The organism is Mucilaginibacter sp. SMC90 (genome assembly GCF_022811725.1).
GTDB lineage: Bacteria > Bacteroidota > Bacteroidia > Sphingobacteriales > Sphingobacteriaceae > Mucilaginibacter.
The window spans coordinates 5,617,234-5,641,999 of the sequence record NZ_CP094527.1; the positions used below are offsets into that span (position 1 = coordinate 5,617,234).

Here is a 24,766-nt window from a genome sequence, read left to right on the forward strand (position 1 = left end):
GGTATTCATTTTGTTCATTAATTAATTAAATTTGATTACCGATTAATACCTGTGTGCCAAAAAAGGGATCAAAGAGTAGGCAACAATCACTAAACCAATGGCCTTATTATTATTTTTTGCTGTAATAGTTTTATTGCAGCTGCTACGTCAGCTTTTTAAAAAACAGCTTTTTAAATTAGCAACGGGTGCATGTTTGCTTATAATTCCGATAGGTGCAAGCGCCCAAACGGGAGCGGGCGACAGCGTAAAAACAGCTATCCCTAAAATAGATTCTGCTGCTAAAACCACCCTCCTCCCCGATTCAATAATAAGCATAACCAATTTAAGCGGACGAAAAGATTCGGCCCGCCTTAACGAGATCTTAGCTATCAGGATAAAAACCAAGCTTCCTATTGACTCCTTTAAAACGCTTTATATAGATGATATAAAAGTGGGTGAAACAGCTTTTTGGAGCAGTAACGACTATGAAAAGATAATTTATTTTAAAATAGACGAATCGGTACAAAACCTTGCCGTTCAGTTTTTGGCCAGTAAATCTATCGATAAAGCACGTATCCCGGTGTATCTTTCTGTGGGTTATTCGGGCGGCTATATAACCAAAGGCCTGATCAAAACACAACTTGAGGTTAAACAAAAAATAAGCAGGGTTTGGGTATGGATTATAGCAGTTGTGATGGGCGGGTTCCTGGCAATGGGCTTCAAGAACAATATTTTAAAGGACGACAGTAATTTATACTACAGCCTAAGCCGCACACAGCTTTTGTACTGGACGGTGATTTTCTCCCTTTCATATCTATATATATGTAATGAAACCGGGGCGCTGCCCGATATTCCGGGATCATTGCTGGCCATTTTGGGCATTAGCGCTGCCACCATGGCTACAGGTAAGGTTATTGAAAACGACCAGAAAACCAAAACTGATATTGACCCTAAAGCGCATAGCGAAGGCTTTTTTCACGATATCCTGTCTGACAGGAGCAGCATCAATATCCAACGCCTTCAAAACGTGCTGTTCAATGTTTTATTTGGTTTGATCTTTATACAAAAAACGGTGTCATCAAATTTACTGCCCGATTTTGATAACAATATTTTACTGATGATGGGTATAAGTGCAGGCACCTACGCCGGGTTAAAAGCCACCGAACCTACCAAAGACCAGCCTACCGAGCAACATGACTCAACCACTATTGGAAATGAAAGACCAGCCGATACATCCAATGGAGGCGACAATAAAGAGGGGACCGATAAAACAAAATAAGCAAAGCATTTTAACACAAAACAGGCATAAACCCGGTATCATATACAATGATAAACCGGGTTTATGCCTGCTATTAAAATTCAGGTTTATGCAGGGTTAGCTTTGCACTACAACGGTTGGGTCCCAGTAGTAGTAACCAAACAGTACCGGGTTGGCAACATCTCTTTGGCGTACATAAAGTGCAAATTGAACGTTGTATTGTTCTGTGCCTCTTTTAACCACAGTAGCCTGGTTAAACCAAAAATTCTGATCGGAGAAACCAACAGGCAGTGCAGTGCCATCGGCAGGCAAAATACCTGAGCGATTATATACGCTGAAAGTTTCGCCGCTAAATACTACATCCTGAGCATACCATGCTAATTTGTAAATCACTACAGAAGAGTCAAAATTACCATACTCCGATACTGCATACCAGCGTATAATATCACCCACATCAGCTTTAATGCTCAAGTCGGGGGTGCCCGAGCCGGTAATGGTATTGCCACGGGTTGCAACCATGTACATATAATTGTGGGGCAGGCCGGTAGGATTGTTAGGATCCTGGCTTGGATTTGGATAATCGGTAGTAATTGCATCGGTATCAATCACTACCTGGATGTTGATGATCTCTTGTGAGGTAGAGAGAAATTCACTGTTAATTGCCATGACTAAAAGGGTTATTAGGATAAATAAATGCCCCTACTCTTTAAAGGATTTTCGGGTTAGCTCCTTTGCTTAAAGCGAAAAAGACCGAAGCGCTTCTTAACCGGTTTTCCTTTTTCGTTTATCACAATACAAACCTCCGCTTATTTAAACCGCCTTATTAGAGATAAAATACCGTATAAATAAAATAAGTATTTATACGTAGCTAAACCATAAAAATACCCTTTCACACAATTTCACACATCCTAACTTTGAATCATAAGAAAATCAACACAAAATCAAAGAAACCAACAATTAAAGTTGAGAAAAAATTTCACATTAGTATAAATAATTTCTCACATATATAATTTATATTATATACATAAAATACAAATAATACAACCTATATTACCCACATATTAACCTATAATATCATGAAAAAACGACCCCTTAATTTTTCCCGGCCGCTTGTAGCCCTAAGCTTCATTTGCTCGTTGTTAGCCATGACATCATGCAAGCAGGCTACCAAATTTGCCCAGTTAAAGTACACAGCCGCTCAGGTTAACTATTGGCTGGACTCATCAACAACCGATAGTTTCATTTTTCAGTTTTATAGTCCCCGGGTTGATGATGTTAAAAAACCATATCAGCTTGTATCTTATATTCTTGATACCGCAGGAAACTACCTTAACCCGCTGCATCCCGATACATTAGCTATCGCCAAAGACACCGTGGTTAACTTGACAGGGCCGGTGGTTTTAGGTAATACCTATCTTACTAAAAAAGCAATAATAGCTGTAATATCTACCGACAGCGGAAAAAAACGCGTTTACGACTACCTGGTTTTTACCCCCAAGATAATGAGTTCAAACCAGCACCTTGTTTACGCAATAGGCCTGGTTAAAGATGGTAAGCTCATTAATTACGCCGATTCAGACACCAAGGATATCGATTCAAATCCTTCACCTCCGGCAAAAATGTAATGGCGATAAAAAAATTGCTGCAAAGTGGAACAGCTTATTGAAGGCATATCTGACTGGTCGGAGGTTTGGGCACTGCTCATTCCCCTGGCCATTCTTTATTTAAAGAAAAAGCAGCCGGCTTTTATTAAACCGGTGGCTACCTATTTATGGGCAGCGCTGATAATTAATGTAACTATTGATGTAGTATGGAAACTTAAAACGGTATTACCGCGTCCTTATAACACAAATAATTACTTATATAATGTTCACTCTATAATCAGGCTGTTACTGTTCAGCTCTTTTTTTATAAAACTCAATCAGCAGTTTTTATCAAAAACAAAAAGGATAGCGCCATATATCTTTTTAGGGTTTGCACTTATCAATTTCAGTTTTTATCAAAACTTTTTTGATTACGGGCAGCTAAGTAGCAGGTTGCTATCATTTGAGGCAATAATTATGATGTTTTATTGTATGCAGTACTACCTGTTTAAGATAACCGAAGATGAAGAACCGGGAAAAAAACAGCCCGATTTTTGGATAGTTACCGGGCTGGGTATTTATTATACGATAAACTTTTTTATCTTTCTGCTATACAATGAACTCACCGTACGCCTGCATAATTTTGCCATAAGCCTGTGGAACATCCACAATTTCACGTATACCATTTTATGTGTATTTATAGCGAAGGGGTTATATGAAACAAACGAATGACGATATCAGGCTCCTGCTTTTTATGGGCATTGCGGTTATGCTTTCTTTATTCGCGAGTATATTGCTCATTTTTATATTTTTTCAGCGTAAGAAATACCAGTACCAGCAAAAGATACAAAAGCTACATCAAACCCAGCAAAACCAACTGATTGAAGCGGCAGTACGCAGCGAGGAAACAGAACGGCATCGAATAGCCGAAGAACTGCATGATGAGGTAGGTGCCATTCTATCGGCCTCGAAACTGCATTTACAGGGTGTAAAAATTAATGTTATTGATAAAAATAACGAGCCGAGATATGAAAAGGGGCAGGAGCTGCTTGATATGGCCATTAAACAGGTGCGCGGCATTTCGCACAACCTTCATTCAAGCATTCTGAAAGAGTTTGGACTAAACGAAGCCATCAGGCATTTTACCGAAAAAATTGCCAATAACGACCTCATATTTATCACTACTGATCTTGATGATTCATACACTGCCCAAACCAATGAAAATGATATCAGCATATACCGCATGGTGCAAGAGCTGATGAACAATATACTTAAACATGCAAGGCCGCAAAAAATACATATTACATCGGTTTACAACAAGCGCGCTTTAAACATCAGCATTTTTCATAATGGCCACGGGCTAAGCCATGCACAATACGAAGAGTTAAAATTCAACAAACAGGGGCTTGGCCTGAAGGCTATTCAAACCCGTATTATTTTACTGAAAGGCGAGGTATCGTTTAATTACAAACCCGAAGGATATTATATTAACATCAGTATACCCCGGGCTATTACCATTTAACCACAATAACAACTCAAAAACAAGGCGATGAAACCTATTAAAATTGCCATAGCCGATGATTATACCATTTATAGGGACGGGCTGAAAATTGGCCTTACCCAGGATGAAAACCTGGAAGTGATGCTTGAAGCTGCAGATGGCGAAGACCTGTTAAAGGGCGTTGAGGCCAATAGGCCAGATGTGATTATCATGGATCTTAAAATGCCGGTGATGGATGGTATGGAAGCTACCAAACTCATCAAAAAGAAATATCCTGATATAAAAATCATAGTAGTAACCATGTACGACGACGAAAAATTCGTGATCCACTTAATGGAGATTGGCGCAAACGGTTACTTATTAAAAAACGCCGAAGCCGATGAGATCAGGAAAGCGATATATTCGGTACACGAAACAGGCTACTATTTTAACAATATTGTAAGTAACGCGCTGTTAAGAAAACTGGTAATAAAGGGCAATATCAAGCCATCTTTTAAAGAAGGCATTGAATTAACCGAACGGGAACAGGACGTATTAAAGTTGATCTGCGCAGAAAAAACGGCCAATGAAATGGGGCAGCAATTATTTCTTAGTCCGCGCTCGGTTGAAGGCATCAGGCAACGGCTAATTGACAAGGTGGGGGTACGCAATACAGCCGGGCTGGTCATGTTCGCTGTTAAAAATGGAATAATTTAATTGAAAATCACACCAATTAACAAACAAAACAACTTGTCCCTAAGATCCAGAAAGCAAAAACGACGCCGTAAAACAAAAAAACCAATTAAAGACACTAAAACCAAACAAAAATCAATACAAGAAACCAACTAAATTAAAAATTCATAGAATTTTATTATAAATAATTCAATATTTTAACGATAAATACAATTTTCATTGATATTTTTACAACAATCGTTGACTGATTGATAAAGATTTGAATGAAAAGAAATATTCAATGCGATAATAACACATGTTTTTTATGCAAAGGCTGTATAAAAGAATGGCTTCCGGCTATAGCGGCCAATAAAAAAAACTTTAGCGTAAAAAAGGGACAGGTAATTTTTAGTGAAGGCGACCCGGTAAAGGGAATTTATTTTGTTTTCGAGGGTAATATAAAAGTTCATAAAAAATGGGGGGCCGATAAAGAGCTTATTATCCGCTTTGCTAATAAAGGAGCAATTTTTGGACATCGAGTACTGGGTAAACACGCAACCCACTATCCTATTTCGGCTACTGCGTTAGAACCAGGCATTATATGCTTCCTTGATATGGAGTTTTTTGAAGCCACTTTGAAAGTAAACCCTCAGTTTGCCTACCAACTGCTATTATTTTTTGCCGACGAGCTACAGGAAGCAGAACATAAAATGCGAAACCTGGCGCACATGCCTGTAAAAGGCCGTGTTGCAGAAGCCCTGATAAGCCTGCAGGAACAATTCGGAAAAAATCCAGACGGTCATATCAACGTTGAACTTACGCGCCAGGACCTGGCCTCGTATGCCGGCGCTACTTATGAAACGGTTTTCAGGGTAGTTAACGAGTTATTGCAGGAAAAACTGATCAGCACCAATGGCAAAAAAATCAGCATCATCAATCGTGAAGGGCTATTGGCTTTAACACAGGATGATGATCTATAAAAGAAAACGTTGTGAAAACCACTATTGGCTTTAGATGGATTAGTTAAGCCCTCACCCCGCCAAATTCCTAACCTCAACCGGCGATAACGATGTTTGCTTTTTAAAGAAGCTGGAAAAATGCGATAGTTGCTCAAAACCCAGGCTATAAGCAATTTCTGAAATATTCCAGTTGGTTTGTTTAAGCAGGATGCGGGCTTCCTGAATGATCCTGCCGGCTATATGCTCTGTAGTGGTTTTACCTGTACTTTCTTTTAACACCTTGTTAAGGTGATTACTATGCACAGCAAGCCTGTCGGCATAATCTTTAGCAGTACGCAGTATAACTTTTTGATCGGGCGAAGCTATAGGAAACTGCCTTTCCAGCAATTCGATAAATAACGATGATACCCTAGCCGAGGCATTGTGGCTGCTGCTATAACTGGTAAAGGGCTGCAACTTTTGACCATAATGGATCATCTCCAATACATAATTCCTGATCAGATCGTATTTGTACAGGTAATCAGATGCTAATTCCTGTTGCATTTTTTTAAAAATCAGGGCAACCTCTTCGGCTTGCTCATCAGTAAGCATAAATACCGGACAGCCTCCCGGACTAAAAATTGGCAATGCATCAAGCACAACACCACTTTTCGATTGTACCAAAAACTCATCGGTAAAAATGCAGAAACACCCCGATTGATCCATATCCTGCGGTTTCCAGCTGTAAGGGATTTTTGGGGTGCCAAATACCAATGCATTCTTTTCAATATTGATCACCTTATCCGCATACTCAGCTATATTCCGGCCCCTCACCAAATTTATTTTATAATACAACCTGCGATTGTAAGGCACGTGCGTAGGGTCTTTCTTAATTTTAGCTATAATATCGCTAAGGTTAAATACATTAAAATGCCCAATCTCTTTGTTAATATCTGCAGGAAGCAAATCTCCTACCTTACTATTGGTAAGCTCGGCTGCGTTTTTATAAAAATCTTCTACTGTTACAGTTTTCATACGTTTGTCACTGTTAACAAAGCTAATTATAAACCAAAAACAAAAGCGCACCGATCATTGAATATGATAAATGCCTGTCAATATCGCAAACAAACAACATAATGAGAATCAGCAGAAAATGCGTTAAACTAACTACCGGCAACATCAGCATTTAAATTTGATAAACGATAGTGACAAGGATACAACAACTCCCCTATTTATCCTATCATGATTTCGATTGCTCAATAAGGGATTTAGCGAGATCGATTTTAGCGTTGGTAATGGTTTTAATAAACTCTATATCACCTTCCATTTTCTTTGCATTATCCAATATAATACTATCCAGGATCTTAATTGAGGTACCGATAGTGCTTAACTTTTGCAATGAGGTAGTATATTGCGCGGCCTGTGTAATGGTTGAGTTGTATACCACCAAAAAGGTAGCACCGATAAACTGCACTATAACGCCGGATCCGGCCGCTATGAACTCGGCTGTTTTATCGCTTTTAGGGCCATAAGCATTGCCAACCCCGTACATGATCAACCCAAAGCCTGCTATCATTACAACTACACTTACATAAAAGATCCAATTGTTTTGAAGCAGGTTTCGCTGATAATATTTATTAAGTGTGATTTGCGCAAGCTCCCAAACCGGCGAAGCCTGACTTCCTTCCAATACATCTTTCCTTAATTTATCCTGCTCGGCCTGGATTTTCTTTTGATCAAGGATATGACCATAGTAATGAATGCTGTTTATTATCAAGAAAAGCATGAACATGCATGTAATTGCCCAAATAATGCCAACCTGGGCATCACTCGCAAAAGCCCCGCGTTGTACAAACTGATCAAAGTTCAATGAATAGTAGCCATTTCCTATCGACTGACTCACAATCTCGGCCAGCCCTTTATATGATACGCTACTAACCCCCGTAATACCGGCAAAACTATTGCTGGGAATATCCGGAAATACGATTTTAGCCGAATCACTGCCACTACCAACCATAATGTTGCTTATTGAAATTGGTGCGTACTTTGCCCTTATTAAAGGATTATTTATTGCAGTATCCAAATTTTTCAAACCAGCCCAGCTTATTCCCGAAGTATCGCCGGGTGCGAAACCTGATTTGGCAGCATAGTTCTGTGTTAATAAACCTATGTAGTTTTGCGCTCCCCTGGTATCAAATCGATAGCTTACAGCTCCCTTAACTAAGTAAAAAAGCACCATCAAAATAAGCAACAGGAAGACGGCACGGTTCAAAAGCTTAAATTTTTCGAGACTGTTATTCTCGAAATTTAATCTTTTCAAGAAACTAAAAGCTTTCTTCATAAATATTTTATCTACAGATTATTTATTTATCGCCACAATTAAACACAACTGCCTTATTTTCAGATTTTTAAATATATAAAAAAACAATAACTTAGCTAATAAAATAACCTGGACATATTATGATAAAATTCTACCTGACTACCGTAATATTATCATTGGCTTATTTGGGAACTGCATATGCCCAGAATATTTCCGATTCAACTAAAACAACAGCGACTACCACGTCATCTGAAACCCAAACCGCTAAGGTATTTGGTGGTTTAGGCCAGTACAGGAAATTTAGCATTGGTATCAATGGTGGTGTTACTTCACAATCATTGGCAACTGGTGGTTCAACAGATTTCCAAAAGAAAAAGATCAGCCTTGGTTACGGCATCTCGTTGAAAGAGCAATTAGCACATTCATTTGCTTTACAGTTAGATCTAAACGGTGGTAAAATTAAAGGTGAAAACCCGATTTCTTCCGCTGGTACTTACCGTGATAACTATGTTAGCTACGATACCAAATTTTGGCAGGCAAGCTTAAGCGCAGTTGTTAATGTTGCTACTATCGATTTCATCCGTCGTAAAAATGCTGTTAACTTCTACTTCAAAGCAGGCGGTGGTTTAGCTATCTATGACCCAACAATTGTAAGAAACAATGGTTCTGGTGATGGCACCGCTCACTTCAAAAACGATGGTACTGATGGTACGCACTACGTAAAAGAATTGGTTATCCCTGTAGGTGCAGGTGTTAAATTCCGTTTAAGCGACGCTGTTGCCTTAGATTTGGGTTATACTCAAAACCATGTTGATGGTGACAACTTTGACGGTTTCAACAGAGCTTATCCTACTAAAGACCACTACTCATACGGTTATGCTGGCTTAGCATTCACTTTAGGTTCAAAATCAAAACCAGTATTAGAGTGGGCTAACCCGGTGGCTACAATGTATGACGAGCTGTATGATGCAGCTTTACGTGAGGAAGTTGAAGCTTTAAAGGTCCGTATTGCTAACGTTGAAACTGCTGTTAACGACCTGAAAAAAGATTTTGACGGTGACGGTGTTGCTGATCAGTTTGACAAATGCCCAGGTACTGCTGCAGGTAGCGTAGTTGATGGTTCTGGTTGCCCTTTTGTGTTAATACATGCTGATACGATACAGGCTTCAACCGGTACAGTTGCTTACGCAAATATTCAGTTTGGTTTTAAAAGCTCCATATTAACAACTTCATCTTATCCGACATTAGACGCTTCTGCGGCAGATTTACGGGCATCTGGCAAAATTATAGAAATTGATGGCTTTGCATCAAAAGATGAGGGAACAACAGCATATAAAATGAAGCTATCTAACGATCGTGCCAATTCAGTAAAAGTTTATTTGGTTAATTCGGGCGTTGCGCCTCAGAAAATAAAGATAAAAAGTTACGGTGAAACTAAGCCAATTGCCGACAATTCAACTCAAGAAGGCCGTGTACTTAACCGTCGCGTTCAATTTATCCTGATAGCAGCAAGCAGCCCTTTTCCAACCAGGATAACATTTGATCCCAATCAATCTGTGCTAAAGGCTGATATGAAAAGCAAACTTAAAGTAATAGTCGCCTATCTAACGGCCAACCCAGGCGCTCAAATAGATTTAAAAGGACATTGCAATGCACAGGAAATACCACGAACAGAACTGAATAACGACCATAACGCCCCAATTAAACTTTCACAGGCACGGATAAACAGCGTATTTAATTATTTAATAAGCCAGCATGTTACCGCCGTACAAATTAAAAGTAAAATAGCACTTGGCACTGCGAGTCCTTTAAGCGGGGTAAATAATTACGACCGCCAATTTCAAAACAGGAGCGTGGAAATTACTGAAAAGTCTAATAACACCCCCCTGATCGATATAGATTTATAAACTGCTTGTTGACATTAACGTTCCATTAGGGGTTGTTGAAGAAACCCTATTGTATCCTACATGCAGATTTACTGTTCAAAACATCCTGGCAGATATCCATAATACATTAAACTCCAGAACCATACGAGATAGACTTTAAGAAAACATAAGGTAAATGGTACGTATAGAGGGAAGGTAGTAATCCAGAGCCAGTCAAAGGATGCCCCATACTTCGACTGGCTCAGCACGACAACTGTTTTAAACTTGTCCTAAGTGAAGGAATAACGAAGCAATGATATATTTTCTTATACTATTTTTATCAAATCGCTTTTTAACAACGCCCAAGGTTCAACGTTTATTTATGTAAGTGTTTCTTACGAAGATATTCCAGCATTAATTGCGGCCTGTCTGTTTGAATGATGGTAGCGCCATGAGCTATGATCCAGTCCCAGCTATCTTTTTTGTTATCATCCTCCACAGCAGTATCATCATCATGCCCTGCATTTAGCGAAGCCCATAATGAATTGATCCAAACCTTTGAACCCGTTTGGGTAATAAACTTGTTGTCCCTTAATACAGACGAGGTATCTTTAGTAAAATTAAGCTCAAAAGCATAAGGCTTCATGTTTTTAAGATAATCTACAATGACCTGTTTGGCTTCCGGTTTATCAAGGTTTACCACAGGCATATAAATGATGCTATCAATAAGGCTTGGGTAGCGGGCTTTAAGATCAGCATAAGGTACTTCCGATTTAAAAATAGCCTGCTGCACCGTGCCGGTTTCTTTTAATATGGCTAAGGCTTCATGATAGTAATCATAACTTTTATCAAGATTAACCTTTACACCTGTGCCTTTTAGCGCCAGCATTACCTCCTTAAGCGTAGGAATCTGATTTTTAGTTACACGCCCTATACCATTCCTCAAGCCAAATTTTCTGATCTCATCAAAAGTGTAATCGGCAGGTTTGCCTTTGCCGTTTGTTGTGCGATCTATAGTACCATCGTGCATGATCACCACAACGCCGTCTTTAGTTTTCTTCAGATCGAGCTCAACGATATCAACACCCATTTGGGCAGCGTATTGAAACGCTCTCAATGAGTTTTCGGGAGCATTACGCCAGTCACCGCGATGTGCGGTTACCTGGATTTTGTTTTGGGCACTTACCGATAGTGAAATGGTTGAGGCCAGGATTAATAGTTTTAGTTTCATTTGTTTTATTTCAATTATAAAAATGTCATTGCGAGGAGGAACGACGAAGCAATCGCATATTATACAGGGCGTTCATGCTTCTGTGCGGCTGCCACGCCGCGATCTCAACGACATGTTCTTATTTCATTATTTCATATCAATATCAGACACCCACTTATCACTTACACCAAATTGCTCATTTGGCTTATCGGCAGCAGTAATAACCAACGTTCCACCTTGCATAATTTCCTGGTGAGTGAGCCAGTTACGGTTCAATTTCTTACCGTTTAATACTACTGATTGGATATACTTGCGACCTTCAACGTAATTAGGTACCGTGATATTAAAAGCTTTGCCTCCCGGCCATGCAAATTGTACCTGTTTAAACAACGGTACATTCAGGTAATAAACCGGCCAGCCAACACAAGCCGGCGAGATACCGGTAGCGGCAAAAACAAACCATGCCGACATGGCACCGGCATCATCATCCATGGTACGCACATAAGTATCCGGCTTGTTTTGGTAAATAACATCAACAAAAGGATCAATACCACGGCTGTTATCATTAAAATAGTATTGCACTACAGTATCAGCAGCATACTTGTGTACTGCTGCCTGCGATTTAAATGGCTGTGCCGAGGCATTATACATGTACGGCACCTGGATATCGGGCTCGTTGGCGTGATTGTAATAATCATTGTCAAAAAACTGATCCAGTTGGCGTATATACTCTTTTTCGCCGCCCATCAACTCTTTCAAGCCTTTCAAATCAAAAGGCACAAACCAGCGGTATTGCCAAATGGTTCCCTGGTAAAGCCCCCGGGCCGAAACACGGTCAACGTCATTTTTCGTAATGTCTTTAAAATCTTTATTCCAGTATTCCTTGTAACGCAGGGCCTTTTGCTTGTATTGACCGGCCAGTTCAGCTTTACCTTCGATAGCCAAAATCTGCGAAAATGCCCAGGTATCATAGCTTGATTCTAAGGCTTTGTCAGGGTGCGAAAAGTCAAGTTTATCTACATCTGCCTTTAATGAATCGGCAATAGCGGCAAAATCAACCTTATAAACTTTACGGTAAGCATCCAGCAGTACTACAATAGCATGTTCGGTGCGCACCGTGTTTGAAGGCTCATGTTTGGTGGCGTAATCCTTTTTGCCGAAACGATATAAATTGGTAAGCGATGTAGTTATGGACTGATATCTATCGGGATATAAAATAGATAACAGCGGTAATTGTGTACGGTAATTATCCCAAATAGCCCAGCCATTATAAATGCTGTCTTTGGTAGTTTGCAAACTGCCATCAGTTGCCCTAAAGCTACCATCAGTCTCCGAAACAACGTAAGGCGATTGAACCGTACGGTAAAGCATCGAATAAAAAAGTTTTTCACGTTCAGCATTACCCTTCACTTTAATACGGCTCAATACTTTGTTCCAGCCTTCGCTGCTTTGGGCTTTCATCTGCTCAAAACCGGCTGTTTTAACAGCGGCCTTAGCATGTGCAACATCAACCGACGATACACCTACACTCAGCTGCACCTGATCTGCCGTTACAGCAGCTATTAATTTATGTTCATTCGCCGGTGAAAAAGTTACCGGCTGGCTAAATTTAATACAATAATAAACCCGATAGGTGCCTACGTTACAAGTGGTGCGGGAGTCAATCCAACCGGTAATTTCATTATTGCCAAGTTCATGTTCTTCGGCTACAAAACGATTGGCAAGTGTATGACTCAGGTCGATAAAAAAACCTTTTTTGCCTTGCGGAAAACTGTAGCTCTCAACGCCAGCGTTTTGATAAACAGCTATTTTAGCTGCTATGTGGTTACTGAAAGCTACCTGGTAAAATCCCGGTCCGGCTTGTTCTGTTACCTTGTTCAGGATGGAGGCACCTGCATCATCGCCTAAAAAAGGCTTGATCAAAATATTGCCGCCACTTCCCTGGCAGCCGACGCCCTCAAAACGGTTGTGGGTAAAACCTAAAAACACTTTGGCTTTGTGCTCATAGCCCATATGCAGGTTAGGGTACGTTTGCGGCCCGATGCTTAGCATACTGAAAGGATATGATGCAGCAGGCGACATTTGCCCATGATCGCCGGAAGAGCCTACAAAAACGTTTACCTGGCTTGCGGGCGACGCTTCAGCAGATTTTTTCACTTGCGATGAAGCATTAAAACCAGTAAATAATAAAGCTATTGTAGATATAGTAATGAAAGTATTTTTCATAGCGCAAAATAAAAAAAGGAGGGACCGGGCCCCTCCTTTTCTATGTAACATCAGTATTAATAACCCGGGTTTTGGTACATCTTAACAGGGTCAAGTTTGTACTCATCAAATGGGATTGGATAATAACGATCTTTAGTAGTAAAGTTTGCCAGTGAAGCCAAACCAAAATCTGTTTGCTTTTTAGCGTGGAAGTAAGCAACCAATTCATCAGTTGTAAAGGTGCGCAGCAAATCAAACCAACGGTGGTGCTCAAATGCAAGCTCAACACGGCGTTCGTGTAAAATAGCAAGCTTAAGTGTTGGGTACCTCGTAGCATAATCGCTGTTGGTCATTGATACTACGTAAGTTGGCATACCGGCACGGGTACGCACCTGATCAAGGAAGCCGATAGCAGTAGCCTGATCACCAAGGTAGTTGTTTACTTCGGCTAATGATAGGATCACATCAGCATAACGCATCAGGATCCAGTCGTTACCGCCGTAACCGTTAATGCCGGCAGCTGTACTAATATCCCTGAACTTGGTAACAAACCAATCTTTTACGATAGGATCATTAGCATATTTAACAGAGAAGGTCATCCGCGGATCGTTAGTTTCGTATTCATTGATCAGATCATGGGTAACGTTATAGCCTGCACCGGTTGCTACTTTTTGCGAGTTAACGTTTTCACCTTTAGCCTGGAAATTGGCAGCTATTGATGAGCTATAGTTCAAATCGCCCTGAATGTTCACGATCTGGAAGATCAACTCCGGACACGTTGTTTTTTTAGAAACATCAAAAACATCAGTATAAGGAATGGCATTCAACGCGCCGAAAGTACGCATGTTGTAAGCATTCATTAAAAATGTTTTGGCATTATTAAGGTTAGTTGTGCGGTTAGCCTGATCCTGTGTAGTAGCCATAGTAAGGTATACCTGGCCTAACAGGAAGTTAGCAGCAGCTTTTGAAGCACGACCGGTTGAAGCCTGCAGGTTAGGCAGCGGGCTGGCGATCACGTCGGTCAGGTCGGCAACAATTTGCTGATAAACAGTTGCTTGTTTTTCGCGAAATGTTTGCGCCGCAACTTCATTTGCTGACGATAAGGCCTTAGTTACCAAAGGCACATCGCCCCAGGTACGTACAAGGTCAAAATAAATAAAGGCGCGTAAAAATTTAGCTTCAGCGGCATATTTCAGTTTTACGGAATTATCAGGAAAAGAAACCTTGTCGATATTCGATAAAACAGAATTGGCACGGCTAACTGTGGTGTACAATGACACCCAGTGGCTTTTCAAATAAGTATTGGCTGGTAATATAGAAAAGTTGCCAAACTGGAATGGCTCACCTGAGTTTGACTGGTTATCTTGTGTACCTGTATCATCCGAGCGTTGGTCTGTCCAAAGGTCACTGCCCTCGCCAACGTTATTTCCGCTGCGTAGTGATTGATATATACCGTTAACAGCCAGCAAAACGTCATTAGGTGATTTATAGCTCGCGTCAACTGATATAGCGTTTGGATCGCTTTCGTTCAAAAAGTCTTTTTTACAAGACGGGGATATTGCCACAACGGCCGCAAGGCAGGCCATGGCTATAAATTTCTTATTCATCATCTATCTCTTTAAAAAATTTATTAAAAAGTAACACTAACACCTAAGTTGTATGACCTAACCAGCGGATAAGTACCATAATCGATACCTGGAGCAAGGTTTGGATTTTGGGTATTGTTTGAAGCAGCGCCCGAGTAGTTATAATCAACATCAGGGTTATAGCCTTTGTACTTGGTGATGGTAAATGCGTTAACCACACTTGCAAATACACGTGCTTTGCTCAGGCCTAAAGTTTGTTGTAAAAAGTTAGGCAGTGTATAACCTAAGGTTAGGTTAGTACAACGCAGGTATGAGCCGCTTTGCAGGTAAAAGGTTGATAAACGGGTACTGTTACTTTGTGTACCGGCACGTGAAGCGCGGTAAAATGAACCGTCGCCCGGGTCGGCTTCGTTACGGTAACGCTGTGCAACATTTGCATACTGGTTGCCTGAACCTTCGCCATTGTACAGGTAATAATCCTGTCCGTCAAGTATCTGATTGCCGTACGAACCGTTGAATGAAGCGCTTGCATCAAAACGTTTGTAGGTACTGTTGAAAGCAAAGCCGTAGGTAAATTTAGCATATGGCGAGCCGATAATGGTTTTATCAGCATCGTTAACAACACCGTCTTTGTTGGTATCAACAAACCAAAGGTCGCCAATTTTGGCAGGGTTGGTTTGTGAAGCAGACGGAGCAGTTTTGCCATAGTTTGATGCATTGATTATACCACCAACCTTAAAGCCATAAAACATACCGATTGGCTGGCCCTGGGTTGTAATACTGGTAAGGTATGAACGCTCGGCACCGTTAATGATCAAAGTGTTATTGGCAGGTAGTTTCACAACCTTATTACGGTTTAATGAAATATTACCGCTTACACCAAAAGTAAAGTCTTTATTGTTGATGATCTTACCGTCTAACTGCAAGTCAAAACCGGTGTTGCGGATCTTTGAATCGCGCAGGTTGGTAAGGATGGTTGTGCTACCCGAAATAGCCGATATTGGCTGGTTGTACAGCAGGTTGTATGAATAACTCAGGTAATAGTTGGCAATAACCTGTAACCGGCCGTTAAACAAACCTATATCTGTACCAACGTTGTACTGCGAAGTAGTTTCCCACCTTAAGGTATTGTCTTTAAGGCCGCCAGGATAAGTGGCTGTTACAGCGCTGTTACCATCAAGCACTACACCGGTAGGGCTTGCCAGTGTTTGCTGGATATTGTAGTTACCAATGTTGTAGTTACCACTTTTACCCCAGCTTGCACGGATTTTAACTGTTGACTGATCGCCAAGGAAGTTGTGGTAGAAAGACTCGTCAGACAGGTTCCAGCCGGCTGCAACCGAAGGGAAATAACCATACTTGTTTGCCGGGCCAAAACGTGATGAACCATCGGCACGGAACGATGCGGTTAAGAAATATTTACCTGCATAGTTATAGTTGGCGCGGCCAAGATATGACAATAAGGTAAAGGCGTTTTTATAAGCTGAGTTTAAGCTGAAGTTAGCTGCCAAAGCTCCTTTGTTTGATATTTCGGGAATATTATCATTTTGGAAACCGTTGGCGGTAACGGCAATATAATCGTTAGTTGTACGCTGAGCAGTATAACCGGCCAAGGCATCAAAATGATGCTTACCAATTTGTTTGCTATAGTTTAAGGTAAACTCAGCAAGCTTATCAACCGTTGTTAAATTTGAAGCCTGCGCATTGGCAGCCAGTATTGACTGTTGTGAACCCGGAGGAAATGTACCGTTGCTGATAGTAGTAGGATAATAATAATCGTACTTTTCAGTATAGGTTTGCGTACCTAAGTTTGTTTTAAAATCGAAGCCAGGTAATATGTTATACGTTACGTTGGCGTTATAAGTACTGCGGTAGCCTTTCCTGTTAAGTTTAACACGCTCAGCAAGTGCAACCGGGTTTTCGATGCCCTGGTAACCATATTGAGTAGAGCCGGCAGCTTCAGCATTAGTAGCCAGTGAACCATCAGCATTGTATGCCGGAAGATATGGCATGTAGATCAAAGCGCCCAACACCGGACCATGGTCAAAACGGCCTTCCGGAATTTCCTGGTTAGTGTTTTGAGTATATGATACGTTTGCACCGATATGGATACGTTTGTTTACATCACCCTCAACGTTTGAACGGAAGTTATAACGTTGCTGACCTGATGATACAATTATACCAGGGTTATTTTGGTAAGAGCCGCTAACATAATAACGTACATTATTAGCTGCACCGCCAGAGAATGAAAGGGTGTGTTTCTGGAAAATTACATTATGGTATAATTCATCCTGCCAGTCGGTATTTACAGTTTGCTTGATAGGGGTTTGCGCCGCAAAATTGTATAAACCATCCGGAATACTCACGCTGCCGGTGTTACCAACGTTGGCAACACGAGTGCTGTTCGGATCAGAGTACATAGCGTCATTCCAGGTATGACCAGAGTTTACCCAAAGGTCATGATAGGCATTGTTACGACCGTCGATAACCAGTAAAGCAGCCTGATCGGCATCTAATAATTTCACTTTGTGAGCAAGCTGATCAACACCTGTTTGAACGTCATATTCAAAGCGGCCTTTACCCTCTTTGCCTTTTTTAGTAGTGATCAATACTACACCGCCAGATGCGCGTGAACCGTAGATAGCAGCAGATGCAGCATCTTTCAAGATGTCGATACTTTCAACGTCATCAGGGTTAATGAAAAGGTCATTACCTGCAGGGTAACCGTCAATTACATATAAGGGATCAGAACTGGCGTTAAGTGACCCAACACCTCTTACCCTTATTTTAGTGCTTGTATATGGGGCACCGCTGGTTTGCGATATTTGCACACCTGCTACTTTGCCGGCAAGTGCCTGACCTAATGAAGGGGCCGAAAGATTAAGATCACCCGGTTTTATGCTTGCAATAGCACCGGTAACATCACTTTTACGGATGGTTTGGTAACCGATGGCTACAACCTCGTTAAGCATGTTTGATTTCGGTTTCATCTTAACATTATAATTTGAAGCACTGCCAACAGTTATTTCCTGCTGATCGTAACCGATAAAATTAAAAAGCAGCACCGCACCTTCCTCGGCCGAGATGGTATATTTACCGTTTGTGTTGGTAGCAGTACCCTTGTCAGAACCTTTAATACGTACTGACACGCCCGGTAAAGGAAGGTTGGTTTCGTCGGTAACTGTACCGGTAATTTGCTTTGCGGCGTTTGATACTATATTTTTTGCCGAAGCGTTTGAGATAAAAGGTTTTAGCAAAACCAGTAAAAATAATGCAGGAATTAAAAAAAACCTGCTCAAAAGATTTGGAATAATCTTTTTATTCATACTTTTAAAATTGATTGTTGAAAGAAATGACTTTAAGCCTTGGACCGCTTTTGAGTTATTTGACAATTATCCCGGACCGCGTGAGTGTTAGCGCATTCACCGGTTCTTAGTTTTATCGCCGAGCTCGATGTTAAGTTGAAGTTAATGTTACATAGGCGATTGTTTTTAAAGACGTAAGTAAGAAATTAATAATTTAATAATTATTATTACGTTATCATTAAATAATATTAATACAAGGTTATTAATATTGCAATAATGACAGCAAAGCTAAACCAACTATCTTAACCAAAGACTACCTTAGCGTTAAGTTTATATTAATAAAAAATAAAGAAAATGCCTGCCTTTGCAGGCATTTTTGCTTTAGTTAGTTATTAGGCACTACCACGAAGTAGTGGTAAAATTCACATTATTTTTACGCGATGAAGTCACGGCGATACCTTTTTCATCGCCGCCCAGCAAAGAAAAACCTTCCAGTTCGTCTCCCCTGTCTATATGGTCAACCTGGCTCAATACCACTTGCTTACCTGCTTCAACCGACTTATTCAAATCAACGTAGGTAAACCGCCACTGCCTGCCTTCAAGCTTATTTTGGATGAGCACCAAAACGCCCTTATCGGCCTTCCAAAACAGGTTTTGTACCCAGGGCGTACATGTAAACTTTTTGTAAAGTACACCCGGTTCCTTAGTGCTTTTGGCTTTTGCCAGCTTTTCCGGGTCGTATAAACGCACTTCGTTGCCATGATCGCCATAATCGGCACTGGCTACATACCACTTATTATTATATTTAACATATTCGGGGCGGGTGCCCTGTATGCAGGCGTCATCCTCAATGGTATTGATCAAATTGCCGTCAAGTGTGCCGGTTTTAAGCAAGCCTTTCCAGTTCACGTTATAAATTACCGCTCTCCATTGGCTGCCCGCGGCATTCAGGCGAATGGAATTACCTATAAAAGTAGGCCCTTTATCATTGTTGTAAGCAATACCGGTTGGATGGTTGATAACGTCCTGCCCGTTTTGGGTCAGCTTATATTCTTTATGCTGATATACCAGGCTGTCGTTTTCCAGCTTAAACTCGCGGATCATACCAACTTCCCTGTCGCCATATAAAAATATGCGGCCGTTTTGGTAAGAGATTCCCTGGCAGGCACCTAACGAATCGATGGTTATTGCGCGGTTGAGTTTGTGATCAATTGTCCCGGTGGTGATACTGCCGATACCTAAAACAGCAGCTATTACAGTTAAAGTGAGTTTTTGCATGAGTTTAAATAAGTTTACTGACTACTTTCAATCAATTACATTTAAAACCAAATCATAGCTTTAAGCTTTCCGCATTCTGCCTTCGGCTTTCTTAACGAGGATCAAGAGGTTCGTCCGGATCAATTTGTTTAGCTTCTTCAACCGGGAAATATTCAACTTCGGTTTCAGAATTACGCTTAGCCAGTTTGTAAGGCACGTAGTTAAGCTCCTTTTGGCAACGGGCATCCATATTCATGATAAAATCAGTTTGTGATTTATCGGTAACCACAATACCCGGCTTATCTGCAGGGATACCATATTTATAAAGCAGCCTGGCACTGTTGCGCATATTGGTGGTGGTATGGCGGGCATGCGGCTCAATAATCACTACATTTTCGGGGATATGAAGGGTTTTGACCAGGTAAACTTTCATTTCTTCAGCCTCGTTATACTTTGTTTTATAAGGATGCACCTTACCGCCCGATACAATGATAAACGGTGCTTTACCTGCTTTATATTCCTGTACCGCAAGCCTGCAGCGCAACATGCCTTCCCCACTCAACGGCGATGTTAAATCATCAGGGCCAGCGCCAGGTACAAGGATATTTGAGTATGGATAATCGCCCCATTTAATAGTCTTGATACGGGCAACAGCAGCCTTATTTGCGTTTAGTTCCATTGGCTCATAATTAGCCGGATCCTGCCTTTCGTTTATTTGCAGGTAAAGCAGCGCTGCCTGCATAGCAGGTTCAAAAAACAATTTTGTTCCTTTAATATCACCGGCTAATGTAGCAGAGGCATCGTACATCAGCGTATAATACGCCCTTGCTTTAACATTATAGCTGATAGAATCAATTTGCGGATAGTTGGGTTTTTTGCCTTCGGCATAAACACCAATAGTGTAATTAATACTGCCCGCATCCTGCTCCCAGGCTTTTATAAGCAACTGCCCGGGCGACACGTTTTTATATAAGCTGTATTGGCCCGAAGGGATGAGCTTTGCTTTAACCAGCTTATCAAGTGCATTGCCTGTTTTGTATAAAGCCGCGAGGCGATCGCCTACTAATTTGATATCATCGTCGGTTAGTTTTACGGCCGCCGTTAAACATGATGCATCCTTACAATCAGTAAGCGAAGTATTAAGGGCGCTTAGTTTTTTCTGGGTAAGCAGAGCCAGTTGGGGGTCATTTTTAAGTAAAGCGTTTACTTCGGCGTCCTGTTCAAACAAAGTCAGCAGGCCGTAGTTTGTAGTCTTTACATAATCTGTCGGGGTATTTTTAGCCGGGGCCGGGGTTTGCGCAGAGGCATTTAAACCTCCTAAACCAAGCAGCGCTAATAGCAGGATTTTTTTCATTTGTTGTTTTTTAACAAGGCGCAAATAACGCGCGAACAAGTAAACTCAAAGTTAACTATCGGTAACTTTCCTCTTACAAAACATGCCTATTTTTGATTTAAATTAAGATATACCATCTTTAGGAATAAATAATCCATGTCAATTTTGATATTTGTAAAAGCTGATATTTATACCCAACATACCCCATGGAAAATGCTGCCTTATTAAAAGCCATTATTGAAAACGCTATAGATGGCATTATCACCATTGATGAACATGGGATAGTTGAAACCATCAACCCATCGGCATGTAAGCTTTTTCAGTATGAGCCGGGCGACGTGGTTGGCAAAAATATATCTATGTTAATGCCGCAGCCTTACCGCCAGGAGCATGATCATTATATAAACCGTTATCAAACTACCGGCAAAGCGCATATCATCGGCATAGGCCGTGAAGTTACCGGCTTGCGAAAGGATGGCAGTCAATTTCCCTTCAGGCTTGGTGTTAGCAATGTGAATTTTTCGGGCCGAAAAATTTATACCGGCTTTATTCATGACCTGAGCCGTGAAAAAGAAGCCGAAGACAAGCTGAAGGAATACGCATCTCATCTGGAAGAAGTGGTGGAAGAACGTACCCTGTCATTAAAGCAGTCGGTACTGGAACTGCAAAAAGCGAAAGAGGAAGTAAGCCAATCACTTGAAAAAGAGAAAGAACTGGGCCAATTGAAAAGCCGCTTTGTATCTATGGCATCACATGAATTTCGCACGCCATTGAGCGCCGTTCAGCTATCGGCTTCGCTTATTGACAAATACGCCGAGCCTTTGCAAAGCCCGCAGATCAGCAAGCATGTTAACAAAATAAAAAACGCGGTTGGTAACCTCACTACTATTTTGAATGATTTCCTTTCACTCGAAAAACTGGAAGCCGGCCGTGTTGAACCATCATACACCACATTTGACCTGGTTAAGCTTGCCGAAGAAATAACTGAAGAAATGCAGCTTATGGCCAAACAAAATCAAAATATTCTTTACCAGCATACCGGCACCACCAGCATAGTAAAACTTGATATTAACCTGCTCAAAAACTGCATTATCAACCTCATTACCAATGCCATCAAATACTCGGGCGAGAACAGTTTTATTGAATTTAATACCGAAATAAATGCTGCCGGCTGCTCCGTCACTATAAAAGATAATGGTATAGGTATTCCCGACGGCGATCAGAAGCATTTATTTGAAGCGTTTTTCAGGGCGCACAATACAGGCAATATTCCCGGCACCGGTTTAGGGCTTAATATTGTGGCCCGGTATGCCGCCCTCATGAACGGCAGCGTTGATTTTCAAAGCAATGTAAACGAAGGCACTTCATTCACCATTTCATTCCCTGCATAAATGAGCCAAAAGATCCTGATCATAGAAGATAATACCGATATCCGTGAAAACGTGGTTGAAATACTGGAACTGGCCGGCTACATCGTATTTGAGGCTGATAACGGTAAAACAGGTGTTGATCTTGCTATAAAAAACCTGCCTGATGTTATTCTTTGTGACATCATGATGCCCGAACTTGATGGTTATGGCGTTTTATACATGCTGAACAAGAACCCCGAAACAGCTGCCATCCCTTTCATATTTTTAACAGCCAAAGCCGAGCGGATTGATCAGCGCAAGGGTATGGAGATGGGGGCCGACGATTATTTAACCAAGCCCTTTGATGATATGGAACTCCTGAGCGCCATTGAAAGCAGGCTCCGGAAAAAAAATGCGCAGCAAAGTTTTTATAGCCAGTCGCTTGAAAATTTAAGTTCTATTGTATCAAAAAACATTGGCCTCACCGAGTTAAAACGCATTATAGCCGAACGCAAAGCCCGCCTGTTTAAAAAGGACCAAGTTGTTTACTATGACGGTGACAAAGGGAATGGCTTGTACCTGATATTGAACGGCAGGGTAAAAACTGTTAAACTGGCCGGCGATGGCCGCGAGCTGATGACTGCCATCCACTCAGCCGAAGAATACCTCGGGGTAAATGCCATGCTCTCTAACGAAGCTTATACCGATACCGCTACGGCGATGGAGGATAGTTTGCTGTGCCTGATCCCTAAAGACCAGCTGGATAACCTGCTCAATTTATATCCTGATGTTGCCCGGGAGTTTATCAAACTACTCTCCAACCATATTCGCGACAGGGAAGAACAGCTATTGCAGCTTGCCTACAACTCGGTACGAAAAAGGATGGCCGATACGCTGATGCGCCTTTATAAACAACAGGGCGGTGATTTCAAAGTATCCCGCGAAGACCTTGCAGCCATGGCCGGTGTTGCAACCGAAACCGTAAGCCGCACCCTTACCGATTTTAAAGATGAAAACCTTATTGATAAAAAAGGTAGTTTGATCACTGTACTTTCTCCTGAACGGCTTGGCAAAATGAAAAACTGACCGTTGTCACTTTTTTTGCTGATATTACTCATTCCCGCTCCGACAGCTTAAAGATAGCTTTGCCTTTGGTTAAATAAATCATGGATGAAAGCGATAGCCTACAATATTAAGCCCTTCGAAAAAGAGTTTCTGGCGATAGCCAATCATAAAAAACATGAGATTACGCTCATATCAAACAATCTTACCCCGGATACCGCCATTTTTGCGGAAGGGAAAACGGCAGCCATTATCACTATTGATGACAAGGTAACAGCCAACGTTATCGAAAAGCTTGCAATGGCCGGCATAAAATATATTGTTACCCGCTCATCCGAAACCGGTCATATCGATAAAGAAGCAGCCACACAATTTGGTATTAAACTGGCCAATATCCCCGCAGCCGTTTTGCAACAGCCCCTGAATACCGACAATCAATTACAGGAAACTGCCAATCAAACCATCCGCTGCCTTGATCTTTGGCAATTAAATAAGTGTGTAGGCAAAGCATGTGTTTGTGCTAAAGGATGCAGGAGTATGGTTTTGGATGATGTAAAGTAAGAGCTGTAATCTTATTTCTGTATCAGCACTAACAACGCTTGTGGCGTTTCATAAGTTGTGCCTTTATAGCTTAGCGCTTTAACGCCAACACATACTGTATCGATAGCTTTAGTAGCATGGGTGATATAGATCTTTCCGCGTACATCCGGCTCGGTACCATCACTTACCGTTTTCATACCTGTTAACAACTGCATCACGCTATCAATACCCGGCTTTTTATCAAAGTTTTTTTCTTTTCCTTCGGGGAAGTAATAATCAAACTTATCGCAGGTGATCCTGAATTGGGTTTCGCGGCCAAGCTCTGTAAATTTGAATTTGATGGATTGCACATCATCAGTTGAACTGCCTTTGCTTTTACAGGCGGCAAATGACAGCGCCGCAAGGAAAATAAGTTTATAATTTTTCATTATTGGTTTTGATGGTATTATGGTTCCAATAAAGTTAAGATGTTTCACAATAGAATAAAAGGAGGTATGAATATATTGGCCCCATGTGTATGGTCAAGCGTCCACACCATAGCCGTTAATTTAAACAATTAATTGTACAAAAGATTTAAGATTCCCCTCTTGAGAGCAGGGCTGTTGCGTTCTAATATTGAGTTCTTAAAAACTTGCACGATTAAGCGTCTACGCTTGATCGTTAGCCTTAATTGAGCGTCCACGCTCCCGTAATACGTTATAAACGTAAGCGTGGACGCTTACGTTGGTTATAATTCAAGCGAAAGACGCTTGAACTTGCGTTATATATTATAGAATGCAACAGTCCTGCTCTTGAGAGGGGGCGCAGCGGAACGAGCGATAGCA

Annotated in this window: 20 protein-coding genes; 10 read left to right on the forward strand and 10 right to left on the reverse strand. The window is 41.2% G+C overall.

Features of this window, described 5'->3' with window-relative positions:
- Window positions 1–97 precede the first annotated feature (97 nt).
- Entirely contained in the window at window positions 98–1,258 is a 1,161-nt protein-coding gene (locus MTO98_RS23250; protein ID WP_243481373.1) for a hypothetical protein, read from the forward strand.
- Window positions 1,259–1,354: 96 nt separating this feature from the next.
- On the opposite strand, the gene MTO98_RS23255 is transcribed toward MTO98_RS23250, so the two are convergent.
- Window positions 1,355–1,903: an inclusion body family protein gene (locus MTO98_RS23255; RefSeq protein WP_243481374.1), complete on the reverse strand. Its 549-nt coding sequence runs from the start codon at window positions 1,901–1,903 to the stop codon at window positions 1,355–1,357.
- A gap of 410 nt (window positions 1,904–2,313) precedes the next feature.
- On the opposite strand from MTO98_RS23255, the gene MTO98_RS23260 reads away from it, so the two are divergent.
- The 5 genes from MTO98_RS23260 (at window position 2,314) to MTO98_RS23280 (ending at window position 5,952) form a co-directional block, all read left to right on the forward strand.
- Complete coding sequence (locus MTO98_RS23260) at window positions 2,314–2,862, forward strand: hypothetical protein (RefSeq protein ID WP_243481375.1); 549 nt, start codon at window positions 2,314–2,316, stop codon at window positions 2,860–2,862.
- A gap of 24 nt (window positions 2,863–2,886) precedes the next feature.
- Window positions 2,887–3,552, forward strand: a complete 666-nt coding sequence (locus MTO98_RS23265; protein ID WP_243481376.1) for a hypothetical protein — start codon at window positions 2,887–2,889, stop codon at window positions 3,550–3,552.
- Window positions 3,536–4,342: a sensor histidine kinase gene (locus MTO98_RS23270; RefSeq protein ID WP_243481377.1), complete on the forward strand. Its 807-nt coding sequence runs from the start codon at window positions 3,536–3,538 to the stop codon at window positions 4,340–4,342. The genes MTO98_RS23265 and MTO98_RS23270 overlap by 17 nt, the downstream gene beginning before the upstream one ends.
- Window positions 4,343–4,369: 27 nt before the next feature.
- Window positions 4,370–5,017: a response regulator transcription factor gene (locus MTO98_RS23275; protein ID WP_243481378.1), complete on the forward strand. Its 648-nt coding sequence runs from the start codon at window positions 4,370–4,372 to the stop codon at window positions 5,015–5,017.
- A gap of 239 nt (window positions 5,018–5,256) precedes the next feature.
- Window positions 5,257–5,952 carry a Crp/Fnr family transcriptional regulator gene (locus MTO98_RS23280; protein ID WP_243481379.1) on the forward strand — a complete coding sequence of 232 codons (696 nt, stop codon included), beginning with the start codon at window positions 5,257–5,259 and terminating at the stop codon, window positions 5,950–5,952.
- 51 nt (window positions 5,953–6,003) lie between these two features.
- On the opposite strand, the gene MTO98_RS23285 is transcribed toward MTO98_RS23280, so the two are convergent.
- A complete protein-coding gene (locus MTO98_RS23285; protein WP_243481380.1) occupies window positions 6,004–6,945 on the reverse strand; it encodes an AraC family transcriptional regulator in 942 nt (313 codons plus the stop codon).
- A gap of 205 nt (window positions 6,946–7,150) precedes the next feature.
- On the reverse strand, window positions 7,151–8,251 hold the full coding sequence (locus tag MTO98_RS23290; protein WP_243481381.1) for a hypothetical protein: 1,101 nt from the start codon (window positions 8,249–8,251) through the stop codon (window positions 7,151–7,153).
- 119 nt (window positions 8,252–8,370) lie between these two features.
- Between MTO98_RS23290 and MTO98_RS23295 the strand changes: the two genes are divergently transcribed.
- Window positions 8,371–10,137: an OmpA family protein gene (locus MTO98_RS23295; RefSeq protein WP_243481382.1), complete on the forward strand. Its 1,767-nt coding sequence runs from the start codon at window positions 8,371–8,373 to the stop codon at window positions 10,135–10,137.
- Window positions 10,138–10,471: 334 nt separating this feature from the next.
- On the opposite strand, the gene MTO98_RS23300 is transcribed toward MTO98_RS23295, so the two are convergent.
- The 6 genes from MTO98_RS23300 to MTO98_RS23325 all read right to left on the reverse strand — a co-directional run bounded on the left by MTO98_RS23300 (window position 10,472) and on the right by MTO98_RS23325 (window position 21,012).
- Window positions 10,472–11,326: a glycerophosphodiester phosphodiesterase family protein gene (locus tag MTO98_RS23300; protein ID WP_243481383.1), complete on the reverse strand. Its 855-nt coding sequence runs from the start codon at window positions 11,324–11,326 to the stop codon at window positions 10,472–10,474.
- Window positions 11,327–11,452: 126 nt separating this feature from the next.
- On the reverse strand, window positions 11,453–13,531 hold the full coding sequence (locus tag MTO98_RS23305) for a glycoside hydrolase domain-containing protein (RefSeq protein ID WP_243481384.1): 2,079 nt from the start codon (window positions 13,529–13,531) through the stop codon (window positions 11,453–11,455).
- Between the two features lie 56 nt (window positions 13,532–13,587).
- A complete protein-coding gene (locus tag MTO98_RS23310) occupies window positions 13,588–15,120 on the reverse strand; it encodes a RagB/SusD family nutrient uptake outer membrane protein (protein ID WP_243481385.1) in 1,533 nt (510 codons plus the stop codon).
- A 20-nt stretch (window positions 15,121–15,140) separates the two neighbouring features.
- Complete coding sequence (locus MTO98_RS23315; RefSeq protein WP_243481386.1) at window positions 15,141–18,422, reverse strand: TonB-dependent receptor; 3,282 nt, start codon at window positions 18,420–18,422, stop codon at window positions 15,141–15,143.
- Between the two features lie 378 nt (window positions 18,423–18,800).
- Window positions 18,801–19,679, reverse strand: a complete 879-nt coding sequence (locus tag MTO98_RS23320; RefSeq protein ID WP_243481387.1) for a hypothetical protein — start codon at window positions 19,677–19,679, stop codon at window positions 18,801–18,803.
- 91 nt (window positions 19,680–19,770) lie between these two features.
- A complete protein-coding gene (locus tag MTO98_RS23325) occupies window positions 19,771–21,012 on the reverse strand; it encodes a YdcF family protein (RefSeq protein ID WP_243481388.1) in 1,242 nt (413 codons plus the stop codon).
- Window positions 21,013–21,197: 185 nt separating this feature from the next.
- On the opposite strand from MTO98_RS23325, the gene MTO98_RS23330 reads away from it, so the two are divergent.
- From MTO98_RS23330 to MTO98_RS23340, 3 genes are all read left to right on the forward strand, one after another.
- Window positions 21,198–22,382 carry a PAS domain-containing sensor histidine kinase gene (locus tag MTO98_RS23330; RefSeq protein ID WP_243481389.1) on the forward strand — a complete coding sequence of 395 codons (1,185 nt, stop codon included), beginning with the start codon at window positions 21,198–21,200 and terminating at the stop codon, window positions 22,380–22,382.
- Entirely contained in the window at window positions 22,383–23,426 is a 1,044-nt protein-coding gene (locus MTO98_RS23335; protein ID WP_243481390.1) for a response regulator, read from the forward strand.
- Between the two features lie 84 nt (window positions 23,427–23,510).
- A complete protein-coding gene (locus MTO98_RS23340) occupies window positions 23,511–23,963 on the forward strand; it encodes a lactate dehydrogenase (RefSeq protein WP_243481391.1) in 453 nt (150 codons plus the stop codon).
- A gap of 11 nt (window positions 23,964–23,974) precedes the next feature.
- Here MTO98_RS23340 and MTO98_RS23345 read toward each other — a convergent pair whose 3' ends face one another.
- On the reverse strand, window positions 23,975–24,370 hold the full coding sequence (locus tag MTO98_RS23345) for a hypothetical protein (RefSeq protein ID WP_243481392.1): 396 nt from the start codon (window positions 24,368–24,370) through the stop codon (window positions 23,975–23,977).
- Window positions 24,371–24,766 lie beyond the last annotated feature (396 nt).